The following is a 17722-nucleotide window of genomic DNA, read 5'->3' as shown; positions in this document are numbered from 1 at the left end:
ACCCGCGCATCGGGGTTCATCGACGGGGATTCAGCGGGGCCGCAAGCGCAGCAGCTGGTGTAGCAGAATGGCGCCAAAGGTCGCCGTCCCGATGCCACCCAGCTTGAAATCCCCAAAGGCCACGGTGAAGTCTCCCGTGCCCAGCACCAGCGTGATCGCCGCCACCATCAGGTTGCCGGTATCGCTGAAATCCACCTTGCTACGCACCCAGATGTTGGCACCGGAAACGGCAATCAGGCCGAACACCACGATGCTGACGCCACCCATCACCGGCAGCGGAATGGCCTGGATCACGGCGCCGAATTTGGGGCTGAAGCCGAGCAGCAGGGCGATCACTGCTGCCGCCACGAACACGGCGGTGGAGTAGATGCGGGTGGCGGCCATCACGCCGATGTTCTCGGCATAGGTGGTTACGCCGGTGCCGCCAGCCGAGCCGCTCACCATGGTGGCAATGCCGTCGCCGATGAAGGCACGGCCCATGTAGCGGTCCAGATCACGTCCCGTCATGGCGGTGACGGCCTTGATGTGGCCCAGGTTTTCCGCTACCAGGATGAACACCACCGGGACGATCAGCAGCATGGCGCTGCTCTCGAACACCGGCGCGGTGAATTGCGGCAGGCCGAACCAGGGTGCGGCGATGATGCCGGAAAAATCCATCGGCTTGCCCATGCCGAGGCCGTTGGTCAGCAGCACATAGATCACCGTGGCCACCAGCAGGCCGAGCAGGATCAGCAGGCGCTGCAGCATGCCGCGCGTCATCACGGCCACCAGTGCCACGCTGACGAAGGTGACGGCCTGCATCCAGCTGTCGAAGTTGCTGGAGGCCATGTTCTTGATCGGCACGCCGGCCAGGTTCAGGCCGATGACCGCGACCACGGCACCGGTGACGACCGGCGGCATCAGCGCCTCGATCCAGCGCGTGCCCATCAGCTGCACCAGGCCCCCGATCAGCGTATAGGCCAGGCCGCAGGCCACGATGCCGCCCAGCGCCACGGCCAGATTGCCGTTGGGCCCGGATCCGCCATAGCCGGTGGCGGCAATCACCACACCGATGAAGGCAAAGCTGCTGCCCAGATAGCTGGGCACCTTGCCGCCCGTAAGCGCAAAAAAGATGAGCGTGCCAATACCGCTCATGAAAATGGCGAGATTGGGATCAAATCCCATCAGGATGGGGGCCAGCACGGTGGCACCGAACATGGCGATGACGTGCTGCACGCCCATCAGCGTGGTCTGTGGCCAGGGCAGGCGTTCATCGGGGCCGATCAGGCCGCCCTGTTGCAGCACCGCGCTGCTCTGTTCCTTCCAGTGAAAAAGTGCCATGGCTCATCCTTGCAATGTGATTGCCAAGGATGGTAACTTTTTCGAACGGTCTTTCGATGACGGAATGAGGTCATGCGGACATGAAAATATGTCTGCAGCAACTGGGAAGACGATCAGGCCAGACCGTACACGGAGAGTGGAGAGATCACGCAGCGCCAGCCTCGCTCCTGACAGCCTGTCTGTTTCGGAAACGAGAAAAGACGGGCCAATACCCTCAGCGCACCAGCAGCACCGGCACCTTGCAGTTGGCCAGCACCTGCGTGGCCACGGAGCCCATCACCAGGTTGCCCAGCGCGCCATGGCCGTGCGAGCCCATCACCACCAGCCGGAACTTGCCCTCTTCGGCCACCTGGGCAATCATCTGGCCCGGCACGCCCACCTTGCTCACCACCGTGGGGCGGATGTCGTGCATGGCCAGGAACTTGACCACCGGCTCGGTGATCTTGTCGCTCTCGTCGGCGTAGTACTTGAGGATCACTTCCTTGCTCAGGGCGGTGTTGACGCGCGTGGGCAGCGGGGCGATCACGGTCATCACCGTGTAGTCCTGGGCGGCGTTGGCGAACAGTTCCTTGTTCTCCACCAGATAAGCCAGCATCTGCTTGGTGTAGCTGCTGCCGTCGATTGCCAGAAGTATCTTCATGCTGCCTCCTTGTCGTCTGCTGGCGCCATCCGGGCGCGCCAACCCTCTCCAGTTTAGGAGAAAAACACCGACTGTACGCCTGAGCAGGGGGGCTCTCTTACAATTCAGGGCATGAAGCTGCCTTCCTATACCCGTGCCCAAGCCCTGCCCGAGATCCTGCGCCAGCGCATCGTCATTCTGGACGGCGCCATGGGCACCATGGTGCAGCGCTTCAAGCTGAGCGAAGCGCAGTACCGTGGCGAGCGTTTTGCCGATTTTCCGCGTGACGTGAAGGGCAACAACGAGCTGCTGAGCCTGACCCAACCCGACGTGATCCGCCAGATCCACGAAGGCTATCTGGCTGCCGGTGCCGACCTGATCGAGACCAACACCTTCGGCGCCACCAGCGTAGCTCAGGAAGACTACGGCATGGCCGATCTGGCCTACGAGATGAACCTCGAGTCGGCCAAGCTGGCGCGCGCCGCCTGCGACAAGTACAGCACGCCGGACAAGCCGCGCTTTGTTGCCGGCGCCCTCGGCCCCACGCCCAAGACCGCCAGCATCAGCCCCGACGTGAACGATCCCGGCGCGCGCAACGTGGATTTCGAGACGCTGCGCGCCTCCTACTACGAGCAGATCAAGGGTCTGGTTGATGGCGGCGCCGATGTGCTGCTGGTCGAGACGATTTTCGACACGCTCAATGCCAAGGCGGCGCTGTTCGCCATCCAGCAATTCTTCGATGACAGCGGCGAGTGCCTGCCCATCATGATCAGCGGCACCGTCACCGACGCGTCCGGCCGCATCCTGAGCGGCCAGACCGTGACCGCCTTCTGGTACAGCGTGCGCCATGTGCAGCCGCTGTCCATCGGCCTGAACTGTGCGCTGGGCGCGGCGCTGATGCGCCCCTACATCCAGGAACTGCACAAGGTGGCTGGCGATACCTTCATCAGCTGCTATCCCAACGCCGGCCTGCCCAACCCGATGAGCGAAACCGGCTTCGATGAAACGCCGGACGTGACCAGCCGGCTGGTGCACGATTTTGCCGCCGAAGGGCTGGTGGATATCGTCGGTGGCTGCTGCGGCACCACGCCCGACCACATCGCTGCCATCGGCGAGGCCGTGCATGCGCTGCAGCCGCGCGGTGCCTTGCTGACGCGCTTTCCGCGTGACGAGGCGGCCTGAGATGGGCCCGGATGGCCTTGCGGCTCAGTGGAACAGGGCGGCCCTGCCGGCCCCACCGGGTTTGGCCCTGAACAGCCCCAAGCCGGGGAAACAGGGGCGGACTGTGACCGCTCCGCTGGGGCCGCAATGCAGCCCTCAGCTTCAGATGCAGGGCAAAGCATGCCGCCACGCCCTGACATCGTTGTCCTGTCCGCCGCTTGACTCTGCACCTGCCCTTTCCGTTTTACCTTTTGACGTGACGCTGTCCTGCCGCGTCACGCCTTTCCCGATCGAGTAGTAGCCATGTCTGACTCTGCCCCCCTTCCCACCGCCGCTCCTGTTGCTCCCATGTGCCTCTCCGGCCTGGAGCCGCTGGCCATCGGCGAGGGCCATCTGTTCGTCAACATCGGCGAGCGCACCAACGTCACCGGCTCCAAGGCCTTTGCGCGCCTGATCCTGAACAACCAGTACGAGGAAGCGCTGGCCGTGGCGCGCCAGCAGGTGGAGAACGGCGCACAGATCATCGACATCAACATGGACGAGGCCATGCTGGACAGCAAGGCGGCGATGGTGCGCTTCCTGAACCTGATCGCCAGCGAGCCGGACATTGCCAAGGTGCCGATCATGGTGGACAGCTCCAAGTGGGAGGTGATCGAGGCCGGTCTGCGCTGCATCCAGGGCAAGGCCATCGTCAACTCCATCAGCATGAAGGAAGGGCTGGACAAGTTCAAGCACGAGGCCACCCTGTGCAAGCGCTACGGCGCTGCTGTGGTGGTGATGGCCTTTGACGAAGTGGGCCAGGCCGACACCTTCGAGCGCAAGACCGAGATCTGCGAGCGCGCCTACCGCGTGCTGGTGGACGAGGTGGGCTTTCCGCCGGAAGACATCATCTTCGACCCCAACATCTTCGCCATTGCCACCGGTATCGAGGAGCACAACAACTACGCGGTGGACTTCATCAACGCCACGCGCTGGATCAAGCAGCACCTGCCGGGTGCAAAAGTGAGCGGCGGCGTTTCCAACGTGAGCTTCTCCTTCCGCGGCAACGAGCCGGTGCGCGAGGCCATCCACACGGTGTTCCTGTACCACGCGATCCAGGCCGGCATGGACATGGGCATCGTCAACGCCGGCATGATCGGCGTCTACGACGAGCTGGAGCCCGAGCTGCGCGAGCGCGTGGAAGACGTGGTGCTGAACCGCCGCGACGATGCCGCCGAGCGCCTGCTGGAAATCGCCGAGCGTGCCAAGGGCGCGGCCAAGGACGACAGCAAGAAGCTGGAATGGCGGGCGCTGCCGGTGCGCGAGCGCCTGAGCCACGCGCTGGTGCACGGCATCACCGACTTCATCGTCGAGGACACCGAAGAGACCTACCAGCAGATCATTGCCGATGGCGGCCGTCCGCTGCACGTGATCGAAGGCCCGCTGATGGATGGCATGAACATCGTCGGCGACCTGTTTGGACAGGGCAAGATGTTTCTGCCGCAGGTGGTGAAATCCGCCCGCGTGATGAAGCAGGCGGTGGCGCATCTGGTGCCCTACATCGAGGAAGAGAAGCGCCAGCAGGAAGCCGCCGGCATGGACGTGAAGTCCAAGGGCAAGATCGTGATCGCCACCGTGAAGGGCGATGTGCACGACATCGGCAAGAACATCGTCACCGTCGTGCTGCAATGCAACAACTTCGAAGTGGTGAATATGGGCGTGATGGTGCCCTGCCACGAGATCCTGGCCAGGGCCAAGTGCGAGGGTGCGGACATCGTCGGCCTGAGCGGCCTGATCACGCCCAGCCTGGAAGAGATGCAGTATGTGGCGGCCGAGATGCAGAAGGACGAGCATTTCCGCATCAAGAAGATCCCGTTGCTGATCGGTGGCGCCACCACCAGCCGCGTGCATACGGCTGTGAAGATCGCCCCGCATTACGAAGGCCCGGTGGTGTATGTGCCCGATGCCTCGCGCAGCGTGGGCGTGGCGCAGAACCTGCTGGGGGATGCTGCTCCGGGATTCCTGCAGGAGCTGCAGGCCGATTACGACAAGGTGCGCAGCCAGCACGCCAACAAGAAGCAGATTCCGCTCTGGGCGCTGGAGAAGGCGCGTGCCAACCGCACGCCGCTGGACTGGCAAGGCTATCAGCCGCCGGTGCCCAAGTTCATCGGCCGGCGCGAATTCCGCAATGTCGATCTGGCCGAACTGGCCAGGTACATCGACTGGGGCCCGTTCTTCCAGACCTGGGATCTGGCCGGCAAGTACCCGGCCATCCTGGACGACGAGATTGTGGGCGAGGAAGCGCGCAAGGTGTTTGCCGATGGTCAGGCCATGCTCAAGCAGATCATCGACAACAAGTGGCTGACCGCCAATGGCGTGCTGGGCTTCTGGCCGGCCAATACCGTGCGCGATGACGATATCGAGCTGTACGCCGATGAAAGCCGCAGCACGCCGGTGCTGACCTGGTACGGCCTGCGCCAGCAGACCGAGAAGCAGGAAATCGACGGCGTGATGCGTCCGAGCCGCTGTCTGGCGGACTTTGTGGCGCCGCGCAGAGTGCTGGACGGTGCGGCCCGCAACGGGGCAGGGCGCGACTATCTGGGCGGTTTTGCAGTGACGGCCGGCATCGGCTCCGAGAAGCAGGAAGCGGTGTTTGCCGCCACGCACGACGACTACTCCAGCATCCTGTTCAAGGCGCTGGCGGACCGTCTGGCCGAGGCCTTTGCCGAAATGCTGCACCAGCGTGTGCGGACTGACCTGTGGGGCTATGCCGCAGACGAAACGCTGAACAACGAGCAGCTGATCGGCGAGCAGTATGTGGGCATCCGCCCGGCGCCGGGCTATCCGGCCTGCCCGGACCACCGCATCAAGCGCCCGCTGTTCGATCTGCTGCGTGCCGAGGACATCGGCATGGGCCTGACTGAGAGCTACGCCATGACGCCGCCAGCCAGCGTCAGCGGCTTCTACTTCAGCCACCCCGAGAGCACCTACTTCAACGTGGGCAAGATCGGCGCTGATCAGGCCAGGGACATGGCCGAGCGCAGCGGCGCGGCGCAGGCCGACGTGGAACGGGCTCTGGCGCCGAACCTGGGGCTGTAAGGCTTCTCCGCGATCACCGTACGCGCGAGTGCGTTGCATTTTGCAGCGCGCTCGCGCTTTTCAATTGAGCCTGCTTTTTGGGGTTTTTGGGGCATATTCGACCCCCAAACCTTGCGACGTGGCAGGTCAGAGCACCAAATCTTTGTATCAATCGTAACCAATCGCGTGTAACAGCGTGAGGGCGGGCCATGCCTGCGCCGTTGGGGTCCGCGGCCGCTGTTCCGAGGCCGTGAGCGGACTGGCGTGCGCGTGTTTCCCTTGGCAATGGCCCGGAATGGTCGCGGGTATCCGGTCGGCAGATGTCGTGCTGCACGGCAGCATGAGGCACTGCGCATTTCATCCTCCGGGGAAATACATGCAGTAACGACTGTGAAAGGGCTTGTCATATTGCGTTTCTAGAGTTCGCCGGGTGGCCCTTTGGGCTACAACCTTTCTACGTGACAGCGCATTTCCTTTTCCTGACCATTGGAGCGATTTCATGAACAAGTTTGCAGCCATCCTGGGCGCCATTGCCCTGACTCTTTCTGCCGGCAGCGCGCTGGCCCAATCCGGTGACGTGAACATCCCGGGCATCGGCAAGGCCAAGGGCAGCGCCGGTTCCACCATCAAGAACAGCACCATCAACGTGATCGGCAACAAGTCCGGTTCCGTGCTGGCCATCGGTGGCGAAGTCGATGCCAAGATCGCTGGCGCCCGCATGAGCGGCGTGGCCAACGTGAACAGCGTGAACATCACCGGTTCCACCGTGGAAGGCAGCGGCATCAACGTGATGAACAACGAATCTTCCGACGTGAAGGCCATCGGCGGCCTCGCCAACGTGAACAGCGTGAACATCAACTAAGACTGCCATGCTGGACGGGCCGGAGCGCCGCCCGCAGGCAGCGCTCCGGCCCCGGCGCAGGCAGGTGCAGGAGCCGTCATGGATGTCGTTTTTCCTTCTGCGAGTCGCTGGGCTGTCTCCGGCCTGGTGGTGATGGGCCAACTTGCCGTCGTGCCCCTGGCACAGGCGGCTTGGCCTGATCCGCTGGGCTGGTCGAAGTCCAGTCCGGGCAGCACGCTGCAGGGCAGCCAGGCCCGCGTGTCCGGCAACCGGGCACAGGGAGAGGTGACATCCGTGGGAGGTTCAGGCGGGGCACTGGGCAACGCTGCCGCTCAGGCCAATGCCCCGGGCCGTGCCCAGTTGCACGCGGTACAGCTGCGTGCCGTGCAGGCCAGTGGTGGCAGCTTCGGCGTGCTGGAAAACCTGAGTCGCGGCGCCATGCGGGCACTGGGTGGATCCGCATTGGCCAACAGCATCGACGCCGATGGCGGGGCTGGACGCACCACGCTGAGCGGCAATCGCCTGCTGGTGGCGGGTAACCGTGCGGGCGAGGTGCAGGCCACGGGAGGCAGCGGGCGGATTGCCCTGGGTGCTGCGGCGCTAGATCTGTCCGGCCAGGCCATGGCCAACACCGTGCAGCTCACCGAGAGTCCGGCCCGTGATAGCCGGGTGCTGCTCACGTCGAACGTGGCGGACCGGGTGCATACCTTTGGCGCCAGCAGCCTCGCGAACAGCGTCTCGCTTGCCCGCACGACGCTGGCCGGCAGCCAGATCAACCAGCACGGCAACCGTGCCGAAGCGGTGCAGTCGGGCGGCGGCAGCGGCAGTGTGGGCTATGGGGCCATCGCCAGCGCGAAGCTGTCCGGCATGGCGGCGGCCAACACGCTGCTGGCCTCGCAGGCCGAATTGCGCGATGCACAGATCATGCAGCACGCCAACTGGGCCAGAAACGTGCAGGCCCTGGGCGGCGCGGCTGCGGCTAACAGCCTGTGGCTGGACAACGCCACGGTGCGGGGCGGCAGCACGCTGCTCGCGGGCAACGAAGCCGCGGATATTGCGGCCACTGGCGGCAGCGCCAGGCTGGGAGGCGGCTGGCTGGCCGACTTCCAGCGCAGCAGCCGCGCCGTTGCCAACTCCGTGGTGGTACAGGCGCAGGCCCTTTTGGAGGATGCGCAGCTGATGCTGGCCGGCAACCGCAGCCAGAAGGTGCGCAGCGACGGCGGCATGGCCGATGCCAACAGCGTGGTGGCGGAAGGAGCCGGGACACGGCTGGCTGCGCCGGTGCTGCTGGCGGGCAACCGCGTGGACGGGCTGCACAGCGGAGCCGGATCGGTGTCTGGGCCCCTGCATGCGGCCAGCCTGAACAGCAAGGCACGCGCTGCGGCGAACACGCTGGTACTGCATGATCGCGCCACCCTGAAGGGCGGTGCCGTGACGCTGGCGGGCAACCAGGTCCGGCAGGTTGGCGCCACGGGCGGAACGGCACTGGTGAACAGCCTGGCAGCCTACCGGGGCGCCAGAATGGAAGGCAGCCAGCTGCTGCTGGCGGGCAACCGCGCCTCCAACATCCAGGCCGGTGGCGGCTCGGGGCAGGCGCTGGGGCTGGGACGCAGCAGCAACGGGGTGCTGGTGGCCAACGGCATCTACCTGGATGGCCAGCAGCCGGTGTCGCTGACGCAGATGGTAGCAGCCGTGCTGGGCAACCAGGCATCCTCCGTGCGTGCGGACGGTGGCCGCATCAATGCCAACGCCCTGGCGCTCAATGGGCGGGGGCAGATGCAGGGCGGCAATGTGCTGGTGGCCGGCAACCGGGCGCGCGACATCCGCAGCCAAGGCAATGAAGGGCGGGCGTTCGGCTTCACCGTGGGCAAGGGCGTTGGCACGGCAAGCGCCAACAGTGTGCAGGTTCTCGGATCGGTGCGACAGGGCAGTGTGACGGTCGCCGGCAACACGGCCACCGGAGTTCAGGCGAGCAAGGGGCTGGCGGCCGCGAACAGCGTGCAGGTGGGCCAGAACGGCAGCGTCTCGAACAGCGCTCTTACCGTTCTGGGCAACCGCAGCGAGGGGGTGCAGGCCGGCAATGGCAGGCAGGCACTGTCTGCCAGCGTGCTCAACGAAGGCCGCCTGCGCGATTCGCAGGTGAGCATTGCCGCCAACCAGACGGGCGCCCGCACGGGCGGCAAGGATGCCACGGCCTCCAGCCTGCGCAACAGCGGCACGGGCAGTATTGCCGGATCGCGTGTGGTGATCGCCGGCAACCGCGGCAAGGCGGCGGGCGGCGGCAACAGCAACAGCGTGGACAACCATGACGGCACCGTGCAGGGCAGTCAGATCACCATCGTCGGCAACCGCGGGGACAGCGCCGATGAAGGCCAGGTAAACAGTGTGCGCAACCGGGGCCGCATCACCGGCAGCCAGGTGTTTGTTGCGGGCAACCAGGGCCAGGCACGGGGACGCTCCGCCGTCAACACGCTGGACAACACGCGCCGTGGCGTGATCGAGTCCAGCCGCATCGTCATCAGCCAGAACCAGGGTGGCGGCTCGGGCAGTGCCACCGTCAACAGTGTGCGCAACAGCGGCCGCATCAGCAACGCCACGGTGGCGCTGCATGGCAACCGGGGCGATGCACGCGGCAATGGAACGGTGAACAGCGTGCGCAACGACGGCCGCATCACCGGCACGGTGCTGATTGCGAACAACCGCGGCAGCTCCGGCGGTGGCACGGTGAACTCGCTGGTCAACGAACGCAGTGGAGTCGTCAGCGGCCGTGTCGTGATTGCCAACAACAACGGCAGCGCGGGCTGGGGCGGTGTCTCGAATTCGGTCATCAACCGCGGCCGCATCAGCGGCACGGTGGCCATCGTGGGCAACCAGTCGCGCAGCGGGCTGGGGCGCACCGTGGGCAGCGTGGAAGTGAAGCGCACGGCCAGCGTGTGGGGCGCGGCGGGTGTCACCGGCAACCATGCCTGGCAGCTCAATGGCGTCGGCAAGCGCCGCGTGTCGCCGGTGGTGAGCCGCTCGGTGATTGTCGGCACGGCGGTGAACCGGGTATATCAGTAAGTCGGCTGCGAGGCAGCAGCAAGCATGGGGCAGGAACGAATGATGTGGAAATTCTCCGGAACTGAAAACGGCACTGCTGCCGGCGTGCGCGCCATGGTGCTGGGGCTGGGTGTTGCCGTGCTGGCGTTCCCGGCATCGGCCCAGCTGGTGAGCTATGGCGAGCAACTGGGCGTGTACAAGGATATGCAGTCCAGCGGCATCCAGCTCAACGATGCGGTGTCGCCGCGTGTTGCGGCCAAGGCGCGCGTGAAGAAGGCGATCCGCGAGGATCTGCTGGTGGACCAGCGCGCACTGGTGCAGCCCGACGGCACGCTCAAGCTGCCGGCCAACCAGCAGAACCTGGTGATCCGCTCCTCCTACAGCGACGTGACGCGCGCGCCGGACGGCAGCATCCGCATCGCCAGTCCGCAGATCGACGGCAACGTCAACGGCAACGTGACGCTGTACGTGGATGGCAAGGACATCGAGAACATCACTGTGCTCAACAACTGACCGTATTCCTTTCCGTGCGGTGGTGGCTGAGGCGAGGAGCTGCCACCGTGTGTTCGTGTGCTCATTTCCAGAAAACCATGACATCCCGATTTCCCCAACGCCTGCGGCGTTCCGGCCTGATGGCCACCACGGCCCTGCTGGCTGCCCTGCTGGGCGGCTGCGCCACCACCGACAATGCCATTAGCGATGCGCAGAAACTGCTGGCCGAAGGCGAGGCGCGCAAGCTCAAGCCGGCCGAGAACCTGAATGAATACGCGCTGGCGCTGCGCCGTTTTGGCCAGATGCTGCGCGTGTACAAGCAGGGTGACCCGGTCATCTACATCCAGACACGCGACATCCGCGACGCGACCAACCTGTCCAACCCGCTGGTCGGCGCGGAAATCCCGGGTGAGATCACCGAAATGGTGCGCACTGCGGTCAACCGCATCGGTGCCAATGTGGTCTATGTGCCGTTCTACCCGGACTATCTGGTGGCGCAGGCCCAGCTGGGTGCGCGTTTCGGCGTGACCATGCCCAACTACCTGATCACCGGTGCCGTGACGGAGTTCGACCGGGCGCTGTCGGGTGCCGGCCGGGCCAACAGCCTCTCGCTGGATTTCGGCAAGGGTCGCGGCCAGACCGATTTCGGCATCGACGTGAAGCGCGCTGCCATCCTGTCGTCGCTGGCGCTGGATCTGAATCTGGTCGACTTCAGTACCAACCAGATGCTGCCGCGCATGCAGGCGGCCAATGCGGTGAAGGTGTTCAACCTGAGCTCGGAAGACAACGCCAGCCTGGGCTTCTACGGCGATTCCTTCGGCTTCAAGCTGGAGGGCAAGTACCTGCAGGGCCGCCATTCCGCCATCCGCACGCTGGTGGACCTGAGCGTGCTGGAGCTGCTGGGCAAGGCCACCAACACGCCGTACTGGCGCTGCATTCCGGGCGGCAAGCCCGACCCGGTGGTGGTGGAGAACATGCGGGAGGCCTTCGAGGGCATGACGCCGGACATGAAGGTCCGCATGGTGCAGGTGATGCTGCAGAAATACGGTCAGCCCGTCGCTGTGAGCGGCCGGTTCGATGCCACCACGCAGCAGGCCATCCGCGCCGTGTATGGCACGCATTTTGCGGATCTGGGCAACACCGTCGACGTGCTGAGCTGGGAGGGCTTCGAGCCGCTGTTCTTCAGTGTGCCGATGCCGTGGGATGCCCGCAGCACCTCTGTTGAAGCAGCCCAGGCTGCGGGTGCTGCGCCTGCCAAGGAGGCCGTGTGAGCGCGCGCAGCCTGCTGCTGGGTGCCGGAGTTCTGCTGCTGGCCGGTCAGGCGCTGGCGCAACTGCCTCCGCCCGGAACCGGAAGTGTGCTGCCCAAGCCGGTGCCTGCCGACGGCAGCGCCGGCGTGCGCTATCTCGAAGCCTGCGAGCAGGCGGCGCAGCAAGGCCTGCCGCCCCCGCCGGGCTGCGCCAACGGCATCTATCGGCCCGACGAGATCGAGCAGCTCAAGCGTGATGCGCTGCGCACGCGCAATGCCCAACTGATGACCATGGTGGGCGATGCCTACCAGCAGCCCCGTGGCGGACTGGGCGACATGAGCCAGGCCTACCGCTGGTACGTGCTGGCGGCAGTGCGCGGCGATCCGCAGGCCATGGTGCGCCTGAGTGACATGTACCGCAGCGGGCAGGGCGCACCGCAGGACAAGGTGAAGGCGCTGGGCTATGCGCGCCTGAGCCAGAAGATGGCGCCGCCCGGCAGTACCGAGGCACGCCGCGCCAGCCAGAGCGTGCGCCAGCTCAGCAGCAGCATGGCCGGGCACGAGCTGGCCATGGCCGAGCGCTTTGCCGGTGAGCTGGAGCAGCAGCTGGGCGGACGCGGCGGCGCGCCGGTTCCGCTGGCGCCTGCGCGTGCCATGGTGCCGGGGCAGGGCTCTGCCGCGGGAGGCATGGGCGCCATGCCGGCACCGGGGACGGGCATTCCCGGGCTGGGCGGTGCGGCCTTGCCATTTGCGGGCGTGCCTGTGCCGTCCGTGCCGGCAGCTGCAGTACCCGGCCTGCCAGGAACGCAGGGCATGCATACGGTAGTGATCCACGAACCGGCTCCGGAGCCTGCTGCGCCCCCAACACCGGATGCATCGCCGGCTCCTGAACCCGTTGCCGCAGAGGCGGATGCCTCCGCAGCACCTGCAGACCCCGATCCTGCGTCCGTACCAGCTGCGGACGCCACTCCCCCATGAAAGGAATCCTCTCATGTCATTCACGCGAAACAACCTGGACCGGCGCTCCGCCGCCCTGGTGCTGCTGGCCTGTGGCGGTCTGATCACCGCCTGCAGCAGCATGGCCCAGGACCATTCCAGCCGCAGCGCGGCACAAGCGGCCTCCTCCCCGACGACCGTGACCACGATCACCAATCCGGGCAATGGCACCAACCGCATCACCGTCAGCGGCAACACTGCCGGCAGCGTGGCGGTCGATTGCGCGCCGGGCCGTACCGCACGGGCCGACGTCAACGCGGTGCGCGTCGATGGCGCCGCGCTGAAGGGCAAGACCGTGATCGTGTCCGGGCGCAACTCCGGTCCGGTGTCGGTGCGTGGCGATTGCGTCTCCGGCACCGGCTCCGGTGGTGGCGTGAGCGTCAACAGCGTGACGATTCGCTGATGGTTTGTTGCGGCTCCGTACGCCGCTCGCATGTTTCACGGCAGCCCCGGTCTCCGCGGCTGCCGCAGCCATTGTTTCAACCTGACTCCTGATTGCATGATGCGTGTTCCTTCTTCTTCTGCTGCACCACTGACTATCCCGGTCCGCTCGTTGCCCCGGCATCTGGCGGCTGCAGCCCTGATGGCCAGTCTTGCTTTGGCCGCCTGCTCCGAAAAATCCGAAACGGCTGCCGGTGCGGCATCCGCTGCGCCGCCCGCAGCCGCGGAGCCTGCCACACCGGCACAGCCTGCGGCACCGGCACAGCCCGCAACGCCGGCGACGCCGCCTCCTGCCGATGCCTCCAGCCTAGCGGCAAGTCCGACCTCCGCCAGCCAGCAGATTCCGGTGAATGTGCAGGGCGTGTCGCCGCTGGGCCTCACCGTCCGCGTCAAGAACGTCGAACTCACGCCCGATGCCACCGTGCTCACGGTCAGCATGTCCTTTTCCAGCACGGTGACGCGCTTCACCAACCTGGCGGATACCAGCACCTATCTGCTGGATGGCAGTGGCAACAAGATCATGCTGAAGCGGCCTGCCGACAACCAGTACCTGCGCATCACCAATGGCCAGACGCTGGAAGGCGAGATGGTGTTCCTCGGCAGCCTGCCGGCCGGCTCCAGTCAGGTCGAGCTGGTGATCAACGAGGGACATGCGCCGGATGACAGCTCCGGGCCGGGCATGCGGCTGGCCTTGCCGCTGGCGACCGGAGGCTGAGCGATGCCGCGAGCGCGTGTAGCCCGTACCCTGGGCCTGGCAGTGATGGCGGTAACAGGCCTGCTGTCCTGCGGGGCCGTGCTGGCCGACACTGACCGACAGACGCGTCTGCAGCCGGTGGAAGGGCGACAAACGGTGCTGCGACCGGCAGGCACCGGCGGCGGGCTGGGCGAGAAACCACTCGACACGGTGTTCCGCCAGGCCGAGATCCCCGCCGGCAAGCTGGAAGAAACACGACGCCTGCTGCGCGAACTGCAGGCGCGCGAAACGCCGCAGCGCGATATCGTGATCGACCTGCCAGCGGATGTGCTGTTCGACTTCGACAAGAGCAGCTTGCGGCCTGATGCGATCCCGGCGCTGGACCGCGCGGCCCGCCTGCTCGCCAGCTATCCGCAGGCGCCGGTGCTGATCCATGGCCATACCGACAGCAAGGGCAGCGATGCGTACAACGATGCGCTGTCGCTGCGTCGCGCCGAGGCGGTATCGGCACACCTGCGCCAATTGCAGGCGACCCGGAATTTTTCCGTGGCCGGTTTCGGTGAACGGCGCCCGGTGGCCCCCAACGCCTTGCCCGATGGCAGCGATGATCCCGCAGGCCGTCAGCGCAACCGCCGGGTGGAAATCGTCATCCGCGCGGCATCGGGAGGCGCAGCGCCGCAGCTGACAGGCTCGTCGGCCCCTTCGGAACGGGCAACCAGTCTGAGCGCCACTTCTTCAACCCCTTAAGAACACTCAAGGAGACTTCATGGCCCTGATTACCTGCAACGAATGCGGCAGACAGATTTCCGACCGTGCCAGCAGCTGCCCCGGATGTGGTGCGCCTGTGGCCGGCAATGCGCCGGTCCAGCAGCTGATCGATGCCGGCACGGCCAAGACGGCTGTCACCGGTCTGGCTGCCTGGCTGGTCGCTCCGTGGATCGGGCGTGCCCTGTTTGCCATCGCAGCCCTGATCTTCCTCGGCTATCTGCTGACAAGCGGGCGCTGAATCACGCGATCAATGGGCGTGCAGCAGGCCGCGCCGCAACTGGATCGCCTCGGCAACATGGCTGACCTGCACCTCGTCGCTGTCGGCCAGATCGGCCACCGTGCGCGCCACGCGCAAGGCCCGGTGCATGCTGCGCGCACTCCAGCCGAGGCGCGTAGCGGCCTGCTGCAGAAAGTGCCGCGCCTCTTCCGGCAGCTGGATGGCCTGTTCCAGGGCCTGACCTTGCAAGGCGGCATTGGCTTGATGCTGGCGCTGCAGCGCCCGCTCGCGGGCGGTGCAGACGCGCTCGCGCGTGCTGGCCGTGTCCGGGCCGGCAGGGGCATGCAGCAATTCATCCGGCGCCAGGGCCGGCACTTCCAGATGCAGGTCGATGCGGTCCAGCAGCGGTCCGCTCAGCTTGCCCTGATAACGGCTTACCTGTTCCGGCGTGCAGCGGCAGGCCCGCACGCGGCTGCCCAGATAGCCGCAGGGGCAGGGGTTCATGGCGGCCACCAGCTGGAAGCGCGCGGGAAAGCAGGCCTGCTGCGCGGCTCGCGAAATATGGATCTGGCCGGTCTCCAGCGGCTCTCGCAAGGCTTCCAGCGCCGTGCGGGGAAACTCCGGGAGTTCGTCGAGGAACAAGATTCCGTTATGGGACAGGCTAATTTCGCCGGGCCGCGGGGGTGAGCCTCCGCCCACCAGCGCCACCGCACTCGCGCTGTGATGGGGCTGTTGCAGTGGCCGGCGCCCCCAGTGCTCGGGTCGGAAGCGCCCGGCCAGACTGGCCACCGCTGCCGAGGCCAGCGCCTCCTGCGTATTCATCGGAGGCAGCAGGCCGGCAAAGCGCCGTGCCAGCATGGACTTGCCCGCTCCCGGCGGCCCTACCAGCAGCAGGCTGTGCCCACCGGCCGCCGCAATCTCCAGCGCACGCCGCGCCGCAGCCTGCCCCTTCACATCTGCCAGATCGGGATAGTCGGCCACAGGCAGTGCCGGGTCGGCCTGCAGCCTCTGCCAGCCGCCTTCATCCTGAACCGGATCGGCGAGCGCCTTTCCCGGAGGCTGGAAACGTGTCACCACATCGCGCAGGTGACGGGCGCGGTACACGTGCGCGCCAGGCACCAGTGCAGCTTCTTCTGCGCTGCCGGGCGGCAGCACCAGGGGCAATACCTCTCCCTGTTCGGCCAGGGCGGCTGCCATCGCCAACGCACCTCGTACCGGCCGCAACTCGCCCGACAGCGACAGCTCTCCCGCAAACACATGGTTGCCCAGCAAGGCGGCGTCCAGCTGCCCGCTGGCGGCGAGAATGCCGATGGCGATCGGCAGATCGAAACGGCCGGAATCCTTGGGCAGGTCGGCTGGCGCCAGGTTCACGGTGATGCGCTTGTTATTCGGAAACTCCAGCCCGGCGTTGTGGATGGCGCTGCGTACGCGCTCGCGCGCTTCCTTCACTTCGGTATCGGCCAGACCCACCAGCGTGAAACTGGGCAGGCCGTTGGCCAGGTGCACTTCAACGGTGACGGCCGGGGCGGACAGGCCGAGCAGGGCGCGGGTGGGAATCAGGGCAAGACTCATCCCTGAATAATAAATCAAAAGTATTAAATAAATCCAGGGAAGCGATCAGGCAGTGTGACGAAAAAATCCCCGCCAGCCCAAGCTTGCGGGGATCTGCAGGGAAGCAGCGTCAAATGACGCGGCTTCCGTTCACCTGTTGATGCAGGGAGGGTGGCTTACAGCCACTTCCAGTCAGGGTTGCGGTCTTCCCAGTCCTTCACCTCCTGCTCGGCCTCATCGCGGGCGATGCCGGCGCGTTCCTGGAGGCGGCCGACCAGCTGGTCGCGCTTGCCGGCGATGACATCCAGATCATCGTCGGTCAGCTTGCCCCATTGCTCCTTGACCTTGCCCTTGAACTGCTTCCAGTTGCCTTCGATGGTGTCCTTGTTGATGGCAGTCATGTCGTTTCCTTTCATGATGTTCTTGAGGTGCCGTTATGGCTTCGGGATGGCTGCTCTTGCCGGTGTGCGGCAGGTGCAGTGCAACCATGGCTTTTATGCTACGGGGTGGGGCAGGGCGGGGCCGTAGGAGTCCGGGACCGCGCCTTGTAGGAGGAGGCGCCCTCCGAATCGCAAGAGCCATGCGGTCGCGCAAGGGCATGTGTGGCCGATCCTGGTCAAGGCATCTCTGCGTACTGGCCGGCATAATGCCTGCATCTCCTGGCCAGTGCGCAGGCAATCTTCCCGGGTGCCCATAGCGTGTGCTGCCCGCCAGTCCCTTGCGCAGGCCAGCGTTTCCTTTTCCGAATCTGGAGTAGTCTGATGAAACACCTTGTCCTCGCTCTCGCACTGTTTGGCGCCGCTTCCGTGGCGCAGGCCGCGGATGTCACCGTGAGCGATCCCTGGGTGCGTGGCACGGTCTCGGCCCAGCGCGCTACTGGTGCCTTCATGCGCCTGCAGGCGGATCAGGACCTGCGCCTGGTGGCGGCCAGCTCCCCCGTGGCCGGCGTGACCGAAATCCACGAAATGGCCATGCAGGACAACGTGATGAAGATGCGTCGCGTCGAGGGCGTGGCCCTGAGCAAGGGCACACCGCTGGACCTCAAACCCGGTGGCTACCACGTCATGCTGATGGAACTCAAGCAACCGCTCAAGACGGGCGAGCAGGTGCCCCTGACGCTGACCTTCGAGGATCGCGCCAAGGGCAAGACCTTCACCAAGGAAGTCAAGGCCACCGTGCAGAGCCTGGCACCGCAGGGCATGGCTCCGGCAGGAGGCCATGCGCACGGCGCCATGATGAAGCACTGAATTTCGGCGGGTGTGCAGGGGTGCCGCCCG

General features: G+C 65.8%; 16 protein-coding genes. 12 read left to right on the top strand and 4 right to left on the bottom strand.

The annotated features are described in order from the left end of the window. Positions 1-30 precede the first annotated feature (30 nt). Complete coding sequence (locus BMW28_RS08680) at positions 31-1320, bottom strand: solute carrier family 23 protein (protein WP_091816711.1); 1290 nt, start codon at positions 1318-1320, stop codon at positions 31-33. 214 nt (positions 1321-1534) lie between these two features. Further along, positions 1535-1960: a universal stress protein gene (locus BMW28_RS08675; protein ID WP_091816709.1), complete on the bottom strand. Its 426-nt coding sequence runs from the start codon at positions 1958-1960 to the stop codon at positions 1535-1537. 111 nt (positions 1961-2071) lie between these two features. On the opposite strand from BMW28_RS08675, the gene BMW28_RS08670 reads away from it, so the two are divergent. From BMW28_RS08670 to BMW28_RS08620, 11 genes are all read left to right on the top strand, one after another. Next, positions 2072-3121 carry a homocysteine S-methyltransferase family protein gene (locus BMW28_RS08670; RefSeq protein ID WP_091816707.1) on the top strand — a complete coding sequence of 350 codons (1050 nt, stop codon included), beginning with the start codon at positions 2072-2074 and terminating at the stop codon, positions 3119-3121. A gap of 282 nt (positions 3122-3403) precedes the next feature. Further along, positions 3404-6178, top strand: coding sequence for a methionine synthase (metH, locus tag BMW28_RS08665; RefSeq protein WP_091816704.1), 2775 nt, complete (start codon positions 3404-3406; stop codon positions 6176-6178). Between the two features lie 478 nt (positions 6179-6656). Beyond that, complete coding sequence (locus BMW28_RS08660; RefSeq protein WP_091816702.1) at positions 6657-7019, top strand: hypothetical protein; 363 nt, start codon at positions 6657-6659, stop codon at positions 7017-7019. Between the two features lie 78 nt (positions 7020-7097). After that, positions 7098-10058 carry a beta strand repeat-containing protein gene (locus tag BMW28_RS08655; RefSeq protein WP_143280571.1) on the top strand — a complete coding sequence of 987 codons (2961 nt, stop codon included), beginning with the start codon at positions 7098-7100 and terminating at the stop codon, positions 10056-10058. A gap of 24 nt (positions 10059-10082) precedes the next feature. Beyond that, on the top strand, positions 10083-10550 hold the full coding sequence (locus tag BMW28_RS08650; protein WP_234970094.1) for a hypothetical protein: 468 nt from the start codon (positions 10083-10085) through the stop codon (positions 10548-10550). A gap of 77 nt (positions 10551-10627) precedes the next feature. Next, the gene (locus BMW28_RS08645; RefSeq protein ID WP_200785767.1) at positions 10628-11800 is read left to right on the top strand and encodes a hypothetical protein; all 1173 of its coding nucleotides are present in this window, start codon (positions 10628-10630) and stop codon (positions 11798-11800) included. Then, positions 11797-12756, top strand: a complete 960-nt coding sequence (locus tag BMW28_RS08640; RefSeq protein ID WP_091816697.1) for a tetratricopeptide repeat protein — start codon at positions 11797-11799, stop codon at positions 12754-12756. Before BMW28_RS08645 ends, BMW28_RS08640 begins: the two co-directional genes overlap by 4 nt. Positions 12757-12769: 13 nt before the next feature. Beyond that, positions 12770-13177, top strand: a complete 408-nt coding sequence (locus BMW28_RS08635) for a hypothetical protein (RefSeq protein ID WP_091816694.1) — start codon at positions 12770-12772, stop codon at positions 13175-13177. 180 nt (positions 13178-13357) lie between these two features. After that, complete coding sequence (locus BMW28_RS12910; RefSeq protein ID WP_159430739.1) at positions 13358-13930, top strand: hypothetical protein; 573 nt, start codon at positions 13358-13360, stop codon at positions 13928-13930. Positions 13931-13933: 3 nt separating this feature from the next. Further along, positions 13934-14656, top strand: a complete 723-nt coding sequence (locus tag BMW28_RS08625) for an OmpA family protein (protein ID WP_091816691.1) — start codon at positions 13934-13936, stop codon at positions 14654-14656. Between the two features lie 19 nt (positions 14657-14675). After that, positions 14676-14915 carry a zinc-ribbon domain-containing protein gene (locus BMW28_RS08620; RefSeq protein WP_091816688.1) on the top strand — a complete coding sequence of 80 codons (240 nt, stop codon included), beginning with the start codon at positions 14676-14678 and terminating at the stop codon, positions 14913-14915. Between the two features lie 9 nt (positions 14916-14924). On the opposite strand, the gene BMW28_RS08615 is transcribed toward BMW28_RS08620, so the two are convergent. Then, positions 14925-16466 (bottom strand): YifB family Mg chelatase-like AAA ATPase, encoded by a 1542-nt coding sequence (locus BMW28_RS08615; RefSeq protein ID WP_091816685.1) that lies wholly within the window; start codon positions 16464-16466, stop codon positions 14925-14927. Between the two features lie 155 nt (positions 16467-16621). Further along, entirely contained in the window at positions 16622-16837 is a 216-nt protein-coding gene (locus BMW28_RS08610) for a CsbD family protein (protein ID WP_091816942.1), read from the bottom strand. 369 nt (positions 16838-17206) lie between these two features. Between BMW28_RS08610 and BMW28_RS08605 the strand changes: the two genes are divergently transcribed. Continuing rightward, positions 17207-17692, top strand: coding sequence for a copper chaperone PCu(A)C (locus tag BMW28_RS08605; RefSeq protein WP_091816683.1), 486 nt, complete (start codon positions 17207-17209; stop codon positions 17690-17692). Positions 17693-17722 lie beyond the last annotated feature (30 nt).

The sequence above is a fragment of the Allobrachymonas denitrificans DSM 15123 genome (genome assembly GCF_900110225.1).
In the GTDB taxonomy this organism is placed as follows: domain Bacteria; phylum Pseudomonadota; class Gammaproteobacteria; order Burkholderiales; family Burkholderiaceae_C; genus Brachymonas; species Brachymonas denitrificans.
This window is presented reverse-complemented; position numbering and strand designations above follow the sequence as displayed.

Excerpts from the sequence above, each read along its gene's own strand:
- metH (WP_091816704.1), top strand. The coding sequence starts at position 3,404 with ATGTCTGACTCTGCCCCCCTTCCCACCGCCGCTCCTGTTGCTCCCATG.
- BMW28_RS08670 (WP_091816707.1), top strand. The coding sequence starts at position 2,072 with ATGAAGCTGCCTTCCTATACCCGTGCCCAAGCCCTGCCCGAGATCCTG.
- BMW28_RS12910 (WP_159430739.1), top strand. The coding sequence starts at position 13,358 with ATGGCCAGTCTTGCTTTGGCCGCCTGCTCCGAAAAATCCGAAACGGCT.
- BMW28_RS08635 (WP_091816694.1), top strand. The coding sequence starts at position 12,770 with ATGTCATTCACGCGAAACAACCTGGACCGGCGCTCCGCCGCCCTGGTG.
- BMW28_RS08675 (WP_091816709.1), bottom strand. The coding sequence starts at position 1,960 with ATGAAGATACTTCTGGCAATCGACGGCAGCAGCTACACCAAGCAGATG.
- BMW28_RS08680 (WP_091816711.1), bottom strand. The coding sequence starts at position 1,320 with ATGGCACTTTTTCACTGGAAGGAACAGAGCAGCGCGGTGCTGCAACAG.
- BMW28_RS08625 (WP_091816691.1), top strand. The coding sequence starts at position 13,934 with ATGCCGCGAGCGCGTGTAGCCCGTACCCTGGGCCTGGCAGTGATGGCG.
- BMW28_RS08645 (WP_200785767.1), top strand. The coding sequence starts at position 10,628 with ATGACATCCCGATTTCCCCAACGCCTGCGGCGTTCCGGCCTGATGGCC.
- BMW28_RS08620 (WP_091816688.1), top strand. The coding sequence starts at position 14,676 with ATGGCCCTGATTACCTGCAACGAATGCGGCAGACAGATTTCCGACCGT.
- BMW28_RS08605 (WP_091816683.1), top strand. The coding sequence starts at position 17,207 with ATGAAACACCTTGTCCTCGCTCTCGCACTGTTTGGCGCCGCTTCCGTG.
- BMW28_RS08650 (WP_234970094.1), top strand. The coding sequence starts at position 10,083 with ATGGGGCAGGAACGAATGATGTGGAAATTCTCCGGAACTGAAAACGGC.
- BMW28_RS08655 (WP_143280571.1), top strand. The coding sequence starts at position 7,098 with ATGGATGTCGTTTTTCCTTCTGCGAGTCGCTGGGCTGTCTCCGGCCTG.
- BMW28_RS08615 (WP_091816685.1), bottom strand. The coding sequence starts at position 16,466 with ATGAGTCTTGCCCTGATTCCCACCCGCGCCCTGCTCGGCCTGTCCGCC.
- BMW28_RS08660 (WP_091816702.1), top strand. The coding sequence starts at position 6,657 with ATGAACAAGTTTGCAGCCATCCTGGGCGCCATTGCCCTGACTCTTTCT.